The 12,275-nt window shown below is 34.0% G+C and carries 12 protein-coding genes; all 12 read left to right on the plus strand.

Going from position 1 to position 12,275, the window contains the following annotated elements; translation table 11 throughout:
• The first annotated feature begins 89 nt into the window (after window positions 1-89).
• On the plus strand, window positions 90-1,070 hold the full coding sequence (gene nadA / locus AC6H33_RS03330) for a quinolinate synthase NadA (protein WP_497605979.1): 981 nt from the start codon (window positions 90-92) through the stop codon (window positions 1,068-1,070).
• On the plus strand, window positions 1,067-1,882 hold the full coding sequence (gene nadC / locus AC6H33_RS03335) for a carboxylating nicotinate-nucleotide diphosphorylase (protein WP_497605549.1): 816 nt from the start codon (window positions 1,067-1,069) through the stop codon (window positions 1,880-1,882). The genes nadA and nadC overlap by 4 nt, the downstream gene beginning before the upstream one ends.
• 65 nt (window positions 1,883-1,947) lie before the next feature.
• The gene (gene flhB / locus AC6H33_RS03340) at window positions 1,948-3,000 is read left to right on the plus strand and encodes a flagellar biosynthesis protein FlhB (protein WP_497605550.1); all 1,053 of its coding nucleotides are present in this window, start codon (window positions 1,948-1,950) and stop codon (window positions 2,998-3,000) included.
• Between the two features lie 38 nt (window positions 3,001-3,038).
• Window positions 3,039-3,914, plus strand: coding sequence for a DHH family phosphoesterase (locus AC6H33_RS03345; protein WP_497605551.1), 876 nt, complete (start codon window positions 3,039-3,041; stop codon window positions 3,912-3,914).
• Entirely contained in the window at window positions 3,915-5,285 is a 1,371-nt protein-coding gene (gene pgp6, locus AC6H33_RS03350) for a peptidoglycan metallopeptidase Pgp6 (protein ID WP_497605552.1), read from the plus strand.
• Between the two features lie 30 nt (window positions 5,286-5,315).
• Window positions 5,316-6,200 (plus strand): UDP-3-O-acyl-N-acetylglucosamine deacetylase, encoded by an 885-nt coding sequence (lpxC, locus tag AC6H33_RS03355; protein ID WP_497605553.1) that lies wholly within the window; start codon window positions 5,316-5,318, stop codon window positions 6,198-6,200.
• Complete coding sequence (locus AC6H33_RS03360; RefSeq protein ID WP_497605554.1) at window positions 6,193-6,654, plus strand: hypothetical protein; 462 nt, start codon at window positions 6,193-6,195, stop codon at window positions 6,652-6,654. The genes lpxC and AC6H33_RS03360 overlap by 8 nt, the downstream gene beginning before the upstream one ends.
• 7 nt (window positions 6,655-6,661) lie before the next feature.
• Entirely contained in the window at window positions 6,662-7,543 is an 882-nt protein-coding gene (thrB, locus tag AC6H33_RS03365) for a homoserine kinase (protein ID WP_497605555.1), read from the plus strand.
• A gap of 290 nt (window positions 7,544-7,833) precedes the next feature.
• Entirely contained in the window at window positions 7,834-10,464 is a 2,631-nt protein-coding gene (gene infB, locus AC6H33_RS03370; RefSeq protein WP_497605556.1) for a translation initiation factor IF-2, read from the plus strand.
• On the plus strand, window positions 10,461-10,811 hold the full coding sequence (gene rbfA / locus AC6H33_RS03375) for a 30S ribosome-binding factor RbfA (protein WP_497605557.1): 351 nt from the start codon (window positions 10,461-10,463) through the stop codon (window positions 10,809-10,811). The genes infB and rbfA overlap by 4 nt, the downstream gene beginning before the upstream one ends.
• A 12-nt stretch (window positions 10,812-10,823) precedes the next feature.
• Window positions 10,824-11,273, plus strand: coding sequence for an LSm family protein (locus tag AC6H33_RS03380; protein WP_497605558.1), 450 nt, complete (start codon window positions 10,824-10,826; stop codon window positions 11,271-11,273).
• Window positions 11,267-12,274, plus strand: a complete 1,008-nt coding sequence (gene ribD, locus AC6H33_RS03385; RefSeq protein ID WP_497605559.1) for a bifunctional diaminohydroxyphosphoribosylaminopyrimidine deaminase/5-amino-6-(5-phosphoribosylamino)uracil reductase RibD — start codon at window positions 11,267-11,269, stop codon at window positions 12,272-12,274. The genes AC6H33_RS03380 and ribD overlap by 7 nt, the downstream gene beginning before the upstream one ends.
• Window position 12,275 lies beyond the last annotated feature (1 nt).

Consider the following 12,275-nt stretch of genomic DNA (forward strand, 5'->3'; position numbering starts at 1 on the left):
TATAGAGATATAAAATATCTGCGATACTGTTTTTTGCTATAATTGCGCGATACTTAAAATAAGGAATTATTTTGGAACTAACAACAGAGATGTTAAAAGAGAAAATTAACGAATATAAAAAGAAGTTAAGTGTAACGGTTGTTGCACATTTTTATCAAAGAGATGAAGTTTTTGAGATGGGCGATATTACAGGAGATTCTCTTGAACTTGCGCAAAAAACGATGGCTGATAATTCAGAATTTGTAGTCTTTTGTGGTGTTGGATTTATGGGGCAGAGTGTAAAAGTTTTATCTCCAAACAAAAGAGTAGTTATGCCAAAGGCAGCGTGCTGCGCGATGGCTACTATGATTGATGGGATGCAGTTTGATGCTTCCGTAAAAGCTCTTAATGAAGCTGGAATTAAAAATGAAGATATTTTACCAATCACTTATATAAACTCAAATGCTGATGTAAAAGCTAAAGTTGGTGAGATGGGAGGAATGGTTTGCACTAGTTCAAATGCAAAGAAAATAATTACAACAGCTCTGCAAGAGGGTAAAAAAATACTCTTCGTTCCAGATAGATGTTTGGGGCAAAATATAGCAAATCAAATGGGGCTAAAATCTTGCGTTATAGGTGATGGAAGCAGTGTCGCAGATGCTGATATTATTTGCTTTAACGGTTTTTGTTCAGTTCATCAGCTATTTTCAGTTGATGATATTAACTTTTATCGTAAAAAATACCCTGGAATTTTAATAGCTGTTCATCCAGAGTGTGATCCATCAATCTGCAATGCCGCAGATTTTGTGGGTTCAACTTCTCAACTTATAAAGTATATAAAAGATTTAGATGAAGATCAAAAAGTAGCTGTTGGAACAGAGTTTAACCTTGTAAATCGTCTGCGCAAAAAAAATACATATGTTCTCTCATCCACAAAACCAGAGTGCCCAACCATGAATGAGACAACTCTAAGAGACGTTTATGATGTTTTAAAATCTATTGATGATGGTGAACCATTAAATGAAATTCATATCGATGCAAATACTCAAAAGTGGGCAAAAATAGCACTAGATAGAATGATGGCTCTATGATAGAAGATTTTGTAAAAGAGACATTAGCACAAGATGTAGGACGAGGAGATTTGTATGCACTTGTTGAGCCAAGTGTAGCGGCATCTGCAAAAATCATTGCCAAAAGTGATGGAGTTGTTGCTGGAGTAATCTATTGTGACGCTTTAGCAAAACTAGAGAATTTTAGTGTAGTTTGGAACAAGAAAGATTCAGATAGCTTTGTAAAGGGTGATATTTTGGCAACGCTAAATGGAACATCACATATCCTTCTTCGTGCTGAGAGAACATTTTTAAATATGCTTCTTCATGCAAGTTCAATTGCTACACTTACTAAAAAATATGCAGAAATTATAGAGCCATACGGTGTAAAACTCTTAGATACTAGAAAAACAAGACCTCTGCTTAGGGTTTTTGAAAAATATGCGACAAGATGTGGCGGAGCAGTTAATCACAGAATGGGATTAGATGACTCTTTGATGATAAAAGATACACACTTAAAGACTATAAAAAATTTGAAGAGTTATATACAAAAGGCTAGACAAAAGATTCCATTTACTGCAAAAATTGAAGTAGAAGCGGAAACTCTTGAGATTGCAATTGAGGCATTTGAAGCGGGTGCTGATATCGTGATGTGTGACAATATGACGCCTCTGCAAGTTCAAGAGGTTGTAAAATATAGAGATGCAAATTTTGCACATATACTCATTGAAGCGAGTGGAAACATCTCACTCCAAAGTATAGAGAGCTATGCAAAAACTGGTGTTGATGCCATAAGCAGCGGTTCTCTTATCCATCAAGCAAACTGGATAGATTTATCAATGAAAATGGATTAAGTTAAGTGTTTTATGCCAAAGTAAAATCTTTGTCAAGATTTTAAAAGTTCTTCTAAGGAGTATTTATGGCAGATGATGCAGAAAAAACAGAAGAACCCACCTCCAAAAAGATAGAGGACGCCCGAAAAGAGGGAAATGTTCCAAAGTCTCAAGATGCTTCAGGTGTTATGACGCTATTTGTTGCCATTTTAGCTTTTTTGATGCTTTTTCCATACATGAGTTCCCATCTTCTTTTGCTATTTAAATACTATTTTTCTCTTATTGGTATGACTATAGATAGGGAATTTATGGTGGATATTGCAATAGTCACTATGAAAGAATTTTTTCTAATTGTTATGCCTCTCTCAATTGCTGTTGCTGTTGCTGGTATTGTTGCTGCTATTGCTCAGTTTGGTTTTTTATTTACTTCAAAAGCAATAATGCCTGACTTTAAAAAAATAGACCCGATTAAAGGGATGAAAAATCTCTTCTCAATGAAAAAATTGATAGATGGCATTAAGATAACTTTTAAATCATTTACAACCCTTGGCGTTGGGTTTGTTTTTTTCTTTTTATTTATCATGGAACTTCCAACAGTTGCTCTTTTTGGATTTAATGACCAGATGATTTGGCTTAGAGACAAGATGATAATCATCGCTTTTGTTATGCTTTTAATTATTTTTATTTTTGCAGTTATTGATATTATAATTGTTAGAAAACAGTATTTTGATGGGCTAAAAATGAGTAAGCAAGAGATAAAAGATGAGATGAAAAACATGGATGGAGATCCTATGATTAAGGCGAAAATACGTCAAATCCAGATGCAAGCTTCAAGAAAAAGAATGATGGCTTCCGTTCCAACCGCAGATGTTGTTATAACAAATCCGACACACTACGCAGTTGCAATAAAGTATGATGAACAAAAATCTCACGCTCCAATTGTTGTGGCAAAAGGGATGGATAATATAGCGCAACAGATAAAAAAAATAGCAAGAGAAAATGGTGTTCATATAGTGCAAAATCCTCCATTGGCAAGAAGCCTTTATGCGCAGGTAGATTTAGACAAATCAATACCAAATGAACTCTTTGGAGCAGTAGCCGAGGTTCTGGCATATGTTTACAAAATGAATAAGAAGTAGTATATAATCCCAAAAAATATAGCTAAAGTAGTCATAAATTGAATGAAATATTAAAAAAAATAGATAGTGCTACTCACATAGTCATTCTCTCTCATAACTGTTTTGATGCTCAATCTATTGGTAATGCTAGTGCTTTTTATACTTTTTTGCTTCAAAAACATAAAAAAGTTTCTTGGGTTTGTAAAACATCAAATACAAATCATAGAATCTCATTTATTCCATGGGTCCAAGATATAAAAAATACATTTCCAAAAAGTGCGGATTTGGCTATAAGTTTTGACTCTACGAATAAAGAGCATTTAGAGATAGAGTGTGAGCTAATAAGTTTTATATCAAAATCAGAAGTTTTGTACCAATTTTTTAAAGATCATAAGATAAAAATAAATCAAAAGATTGCTACTGCATTATATTCTGGGCTTCTTTATGAAACTGATGGATTTTTGTCTGATAAGCTCTGTGGTACGACATTTGCTATGGCTAAAGAGTTAATAGAGTGTGGTGCAGATTTTAAATTGTGTAATAAAAATATAATGAAAAGTATCATGCTAGGTGCTTTGAGATTAAAAGCCACTATGTTTAAAAATATGTCACTGTGCTACGATGCAAAAGTTGCTACTTTTTGTGTAAGTGATGAGGATATGAGAGCAAGTGGTGCAACAGCATTTGATGCACAAGCAGCACTACATGAGTCACTTTTTTTGCCTCATACAGAGATAGCTCTTTTGTTAATGCAAAAAAGTAATTTTAAAATAAAGTGTTTTGTTTGTTGTGCTTCTGAAGTTAATTGTGAAAAAATAGTATCAAATTTTGATGCCACAACAGATAAGAGTTGCTCAAGTTTTACGCTTAATGATTTGGTATCACTAGATGAAGCTAAAGAGTTTATGCTTAATTTAATTAAAAAGGAAATGTAGTTGAGAAGAAGAGAAAATGGTTCTTTATATGGTGTGTTGTTTGTTTTAGTGTTAATAGTTGGCGGTGCTTTTTATGTGTACAACTCTCTAATGTTTGAGAGAGAAGTCCCTGCAATATCTTTAGAGAGTGATGGTTATTGGAATTTAAAAGATCCATTAAAATTATCCATACAAGATAGAAGTGGTCTTAAATCATATAGAGTAGTATTAAAGAGCACTTCAGGAGATACTGTATTGTATCATGAACAGTTTATGGAAGCAAAGAATATTGTTGATATAAAAATAGAATCACCTAAGAGTGCCTATACGATGAAAGATAAAGATATAAAAATTATTATTGAAGCACTAGATGCAAGTAAATGGAATTTTTTTCAAGGAAACGCTACTCAAAAAGAGTATAGTATAAAAATTGACAAAAAAAGACCGCTTATAAATATAATTGCAAACTCATATAAAATTAGCAAAGGCGGTTCAGCGCTTGTTGTATTTAAAATTGAAGATGAAAATTTAAAAGATTTTTATATAGAGACAAATTTTGATAAAAAATTTAAAGCACAGCCGTTTTACAAAGAGGGGTACTATATAGCCCTTATTGCATGGCCTATAACAGAGGCAAACTTTAAAGCTACGGTTGTTGCACAGGATTATGCAAAAAACAGTACTCAGGTGTATATCCCACTGTATTTAAGAGAAAAAATTTATAAAGTTTCAAATATTAAGCTCTCTGATAGCTTCTTACAAGGCAAAATTGCTGAATTAGCAGAAGAGTTTGAAGAGACACAGGGAGCAACTGACTCAATAGAACAGTTTAAATTGATAAACGAGACAGTAAGATTAAAAAATGAGAAGTTAATCCATGAAATTACATCAAAAGTTCCTCAGAAGATGATTCAAGACTTCCATATAAACAGTATGTACCCGCTTAAAAATGGTGCAGTAGTCGCTCATTATGGAGATCATAGAATTTACTCATATAATGATAAAGAGATAAGCGAATCATACCATATGGGGTTAGACCTTGCTAGTAATGCACAAGCCGAGATAATTCCTCAAAATGGCGGAGAAGTTGTTTTTGCTGAGTATAATGGTCTTTATGGAAATATGCCTATATTGAGCCATGGATTAGGGCTTTACACGCTCTATGGGCACTGTTCAAGTATTGCTGTTAACAGTGGAGACGTTATAGCAGATAGCTCTCATCTGGCAAATACAGGCAAGAGTGGTTACGCAATGGGAGATCACCTTCACTTTGGTGTTTTAGTCCAAGGTATAGAAGTTCATCCAGCTGAATGGATGGATAATGACTGGATGAGATTAAATATCAGTGATGTTATTAAGAGTGCAAAAGATATAATTGACAAAAAAATATAAACTATACAAAATTTAATTGCAGGAGCAAAAATGTATCAAACAACTATTAAGAAAAGTGTTGAGTTAGTTGGAATAGGGTTGCATAAAGGCTCCGCTGTTAAATTAAGACTTGAACCTTTAGCATCCAACAGCGGATTGATTTTTTACAGAAGTGACGTTGATGTAGCAATTCCACTTATCCCCGCAAATGTTGTTGATACTAAAATGGCGACTGTTATAGGTAAAGATGGTTATGTTATCTCTACTATTGAGCATATGTTATCTGCAATATATGCTTATGGAATTGATAACCTTAAGATAATTGTCGATGCAGACGAAGTACCTGTTATGGATGGAAGCAGTGCTAGTTTTTGTATGCTTTTAGATGAAGCAGGGATAGTTGAACTTGATGTGCCAAAAAAGATTATGCGCATTAAAAAAGAGATAATTGTACAAGAGGGCGAAAAGTATGTAAAACTCTCTCCATCAACTGATTTAAAATATGGTTTTACTATCAAATTTCCACATCCAGTTATCCAACAGCAAGAGTATATTTTAAACTTTACAAAGCAGAGTTATAAAGATGAGATTGCACGTGCTAGAACTTTTGGTTTTTTACATGAAGTACAGTATTTACGTTCAAAAGGTTTGGCTCTTGGAGGCTCACTAGAGAATGCAATCGTACTCGATGAGAAAAAGGTTTTAAATCCTGAGGGATTAAGATTTGAAAATGAGTTTGTAAGACATAAGATATTAGATGCAATCGGAGACATGGCGCTAATAGGGATGAATTTTGTAGGTAACTATGAAGCTATGGCTGGAAGTCATGATTTAAACCATAAGTTAACTCTAGAGCTATTAAAAGATGCCCAAAATTATGAAGTTGTTGAACTTGTTGGTGAAAAGACAAAAGAGTTAGAAAAAGCATATGCTTAAAAGTGTTGATTTAGTTTTTGTGACTCTCTCATCTCCAATTTTAATTGGTATATATGAGGACACAAAACTAATTGAGACTATCGCAACTAGTGAGAAAAGCTCTGAAATTCTACCTCTTCTTTTTGATGAAATATCAAAGAAATATAGTATAAAATCTCTTTTTTATGCAAATGGACCAGGTAGCTTTATGGCTATAAAGGTTGCTTATATATTTTTAAAATCTATGAGCATACTTAAAAATATACCACTATATGCAACAGACGCCTTTTATTTTAATGAAAATCAGCCAATAAAAGCGATTGGAAAGCTATATTTTGTTAAAATTTCATCAGAAATAAAAACTCAAAAAATAGAAACAGTACCAGAGGTTAGATTTACGCTTCTGGATGTACTAGATTATAGAGAGTTTAGCACAATAACTACGCCTCTTTATGGAATTGGAGCGCTAGGATAGGAACAAAGTGACAGTAAGTGTACCAGCAACTAGTGCAAATCTTGGACCAGGATTTGACTCTTTAGGTTTAGCAGTTGATCTGCGTAATGTAGTTGAATTTCACCCGTCGAAATTCTTTAGCGTAAGCATTAAAGGTGAGGGTGAAAATAACCCTAAATTAAAGGGCAACAACCTCTTTATCAGTATTTTTAATGAACATTACAACAGACTAACGAAAAAAAAGCAAAATTTTAAATTTAATTTTTATAACCAGATACCTATGTCAAGAGGACTTGGTAGCTCTTCTGCCGTAATTGTTAGCGCAATTGCAAGTGCACACGAAGCAGCAGGAATAAAAGTTTCAAAAAGAAGAATACTAAATCATGCACTTGTATATGAGTCGCATCCAGATAACATTACACCAGCTGTTATGGGTGGATTTAATGCAGCAACTGTTGAGAAAAATAAGGTTTTTTCTCAAAAAAAACATCTCCCAGATTATATAAAAGCAGTTGTTGTAATACCAAACAAACAGATGAGCACTGCAAAAGCAAGAACCCTTTTGCCTAAATCATATTCAAAAGAGAGCGCTGTTTATAACCTTTCACACACAGCTCTGAGTGTTGCTGCATTTTTTAATGAAGATTGGGAAATTTTAAAACTTGCTTCTCAAGATAGATTTCATCAAAAAGCAAGAATGAAGACTTTGCCAGAACTTTTTAATGTTCAAAAAATTGCATATGAGAGCGGAGCTTTAATGAGTACTCTCTCTGGAAGCGGTTCAACATTTTTCTCTATGGTATATGATGAAGATTCTGAAAGTATAGCTAGTAAACTTGCTATAAAATTTCCAGAATTTGCTGTAAAAATTCTTAATTTTGACAACGAGGGACTTATTATTGATAAATAAGTTACACTCATTTTCTAAGTAAATCAAGGAACTTTTAGATATAATGGCGAAAAAATTTAACCAGCCTCTTAGGATGTGTATATCTTGTAGAATAAGAGATATGCAGATAAATCTACTCAGACTTCAGTGCTTAGAATCACAACTTAGTCTTTTTAGAGGAGAGGGTAGAAGTTTTTACATATGTGAAATTTGTCTCAAAGATGAGAAAAAAGCATTAAAAGCCATTATGCGACAATGTAAAAGCTCAGATAGAGATAAATTTTCGAACATACTAAAGGAGATCATCACTGATGACAGAAAAAGTTAGAGTACACGAAATTGCTAAAGAGTTAGGAATTACTTCTAAAGATGTAGTAAAAAAAGCCTCAGATATGGGCATTGAGATAAAGTCGGCAAATAGTTCAGTTTCAATGGAAGAAGCAGAAGGTTTAATGAACTATATAATGAGCGGTGAATTAGCACAAGTATCAGCAGCAGATACAAAAATAGAAGCTAAAGCATCAAATAATACTCCTAAAGAAGAAAAAACTCCTATAAAAGAAATTAAAAATACTCAAGCAACTCTCCCTGTAAAAAATAGTGAAAAATCTCCAAAAGATGTAGTAGAAAAAACTAAAGAATCTGAGCTAATTAGTAATGAGACAAAAGTATTGCCAAAGAGTGATGAAGCACAAGAAGAGGAGAAAGAGTTAGAAGTAACTGATCCTAAAAAAATGGTAATTAAAAAGTCTGGCTTAAAAATTGTTAAAAAGAAGCAGCCAAAACCTGAAGAAAAAGATGAAGATGAGTTTGTTCACGTAGTAAAACAGACACAATCATCAATCTCTTCATATGGGAAAATAAGTGCTGAAGTTTTAGAAGAGCTTGCAAATAAGAAAAAAGCAAAGCAGACAGTTTCAGGTGGAGCTAAAAAACAAGAGCAGGGTGTCAAGATTGATATATTTGGAGCTTCTTTATCTGAAGTTTCTATGGATATGGACGATCAAGTGGTACTACTTGACTTAAATGCAACACAAAGACAAGCGCTAGTTCCAGAAGAGCCAAGAAAAGCAAAAGTTGCAAAACCAGTTGGTAGAAATGCAAACAAAAAGTCTTCTTCAAAAGGCAGAAATGTTTCTCGTGATAAAAGAAAAAAATACATCAAAGACAAGCCTGAAGATTTAATCATAACGCATGTAGAAATTCCTGAAGATATTCGCGTTTATGAGTTCGCAGAAAAAGTTAATCGTCCAATTAGTGATGTTATAAAAGTACTATTTAGTCTTGGCTTAATGATGACAAAAAATGACTTCTTGGGTCATGATGAAATTGAGATATTATCTGAAGAGTTTGGTGTTGAAGTAACGATAGTTGACCCTAAAGATGCGTTTAACTATGAAGAAGATTTAAACGAAGAAGTAGATGAGGATGCCACTGAGAGACCACCTGTTATAACTATAATGGGACACGTTGACCATGGTAAAACGTCACTTTTAGATGCTATTAGAAAAGCGAAAGTAACAGAGGGTGAAGCTGGTGGAATTACTCAACATATCGGTGCTTATACTATTGAACAACATGGTAAAGCTATTACTTTCCTAGATACTCCAGGTCACGCAGCGTTTTCACAAATGCGTCAAAGAGGAACAGACGTAACAGATATTATCATTATTGTTGTTGCCGCTGATGATGGTGTTAAACCTCAGACTGATGAAGTTATAAAGTTGGCAAAAGAGTCTAAAGTGCCAGTTATAGTAGCGCTAAACAAAATGGATAAACCAACTGCAAACCCAGATATGGTAAAAGCTCAAATGGCTGAGCGTGGATTAAATCCTATTGATTGGGGCGGAGATATTGAGTTTATACCAATATCTGCAAAATCTGGAATGGGTATTGATGAACTACTTGAAAACATCCTCCTAACAGCAGAAGTTTTAGAGCTTAAAGCAAATGAAAATGCTATGGCAAAAGCAGCTGTAGTTGAATCTTCATTAGAAAAAGGACGTGGTCCAGTTGCTACTGTAATTGTTCAAAATGGAACTCTAAGTGTTGGTGATTATGTAGTTTGTGGTAGCTCTTTTGGACGTGTAAAAGCACTTTTAAATGAGAATAAACAGCAGATTAAAAGCATTAAACCAAGTCATACAGCGGTTGTTGTTGGACTAAATGAAGTTCCATCTTCAGGTGAGATTATGATGGCCATGAATAGTGATAAAGAAGCAAGAGAATATGCTCAAAAACGTCATGAGTATGATAGACATAAAGAGTTGTCACATAGTACAAAATCTACTTTAGAAGATATGACTAGTATGATTGCTGAGGGAAGATTAAAGTCTCTTAAAGTTGTTCTTAAAACAGATGTTCACGGTTCACTAGAAGCGATTAGAAGCTCATTGAGTGAGTTGAGAAATGATGAAGTTAAAATCAATGTTATATCTTCTGGTGTTGGTGGAATTACAGAAAACGATGTTGAGCTTGTTTCAAATAGTGAAAACTGTGTACTTCTTGGATTTAATGTTCGCCCAACAGGAAGCGTAAAAGCTTTAGCAAAACAGAAAAATGTTGACATTAAAACATACTCTATAATATATCAACTACTTGATGATATGACAGGTATGTTAACTGGTATGATGGCTCCTAAGTTCACAGAGATAAATACGGGTCAAGCAGAAGTAAGAAATACATTTAAGGCACCAAGAGGTATGGTTGCTGGATGTGTTGTTGTTGATGGTAAGCTTATCCGTGGCGGATTGGTACGTGTTATTCGTGATGGAGTAGTTGTTCATGAGGGAGAACTTACATCACTTAAACGTTTCAAAGATGACGTTGATGAAATCGGAAATGGTTATGAGTGTGGAGTTATGATAAAAGGTTACGATGATGTAATCGTAGGCGATGTGATTGAGACATTTAAAAAAGTTGAACAAAAAGTATCTCTATGACAGAAGCTCAGATTAAACTAAAAAGAACCGAGTCTCTGCTTTTAGAGCTTATACCTGCGGCTCTTGGCAGTTTGAATGATGCAAGACTTCATAAGCTAGATATAATTGATGTTAAATGTTCACGCGGGAGAAGTGATGCTAAGGTTTTTATTCACCCATCATCATATACAGAGCAAGAGAAAAACGAATTTATTAAGCTTTTAAAAAATGCCAGACCGATTGTTGAAACTTATTGCATGAAAAATCAAGGCTGGTTTCGCTCTCCGAATCTTACATTTGAGTTTGATGAACAGTTTGAGAAGGCTCAAAGTCTTGAAGAGTTATTTAAAAAAATTGCTAAAGAGTAGGCGGATTTATTTATGAGTTTAGAAAAAGATATAGAGTCGTTTGTTAAATCACTTGAGTTAGAACTATATGAGATTTCTGTTGCTAAAGATGGTGATGAATCAATATATAGAGTAAACGTATTGTCAACACAAATTGTTGATGGCAAGAAAAAAGGTGTTAGCTTAGATGAGTGTGTTCATTTAAGTCGTCTTATCTCTCCTCTTTTGGATGTAACTCCACCAATGTCTGGCGAGTATAGACTTGAAGTTGGAACTCCAGGAATAGAGAGAAAAGTAAGCACACTCAAGCAGTTTGTTTTATCGGTTGGCGAGAGAGTGGCTTTTACTTTAAAATCAAAAGAGAAGCATAAAGGGTTGCTTGTAAGAGTAGAAGAATCAAATATTTGTTTCGATGTTGATGGCGAAGAACTTTGTGTTGAGTTTAACCAAATCTCAAAAGCTAAAACATATTTTGAATGGTAATTGACGAAAATTTTTACATGCGCCTTGCCCTTGATGAGGCTTGGAAATATCAAGGACTAACATATCCAAATCCAGCTGTTGGATGCGTTGTTCTCTCAGAGAGAGGCGAAATTTTAGCAGTTGAAGCCCATAAAAAGGCAGGTTTGCCTCACGCTGAAGTTGAAGCTTTAAAATCTGCTTATCACACTTTAAGTGGCAATGATAAGATTTTAGAACTTAGCGAATCTTCTCAAATCCACAACTATCTTTTACAAAATCATAACAACTGCTTTAGTGGAGCAACTATATATACAACACTAGAACCATGTTCTCACATCGGTAAAACCCCATCATGTGCAACACTTATTTCAAAACTAAACATTAAAAAGCTTATCGTTGGCTCACTTGACTCTAACGATGTTGCCTCTGGTGGCAATAAAATAGTTCAAGATTCAGGCGTGGAGATAAAACATGGTGTTATGCAAAAAGAGTGTGACGCATTGCTTCTACCTTTTAAGCTTTGGCAAAAAGATAGATTTGTATTTTTTAAATGGGCACAAAGACTAAATGGTACTACTGATGAAGGAGTAATTAGCTCTCTTAAATCAAGAACAAAGGTTCATGCAATGAGAGATGTTTGTGACCTCTTAGTTATTGGTGGGAATAGTGTAAGAGTAGATAGACCAACGCTTGATGCAAGACTAGTAGATGGTAAAGCACCAGATATTTTGATATTATCAAAAAATTTGCAATTTGATAAAACTATACCGCTTTTTAGTGTTGAAAATAGAGAGGTAATAATCTCAGATAATTTTGATAAATTGAAAAATTATAAAAATATTATGATTGAGGGAGGTGATGTGATGTTTGAACTTTCAAAAGAGATAGTTGATTATAATCTTACTTTCATATCCTCTCAATTTGGGGGCAAAAATAGTTTTATAGGTAGCGAAAAATTTGAAATTTTAAATCTACTCCAAGATGCGCAAGATATAATCATGTGGATAAAAAGGGAAAAATAAA

Source organism: Sulfurimonas limnophila, assembly GCF_059705345.1.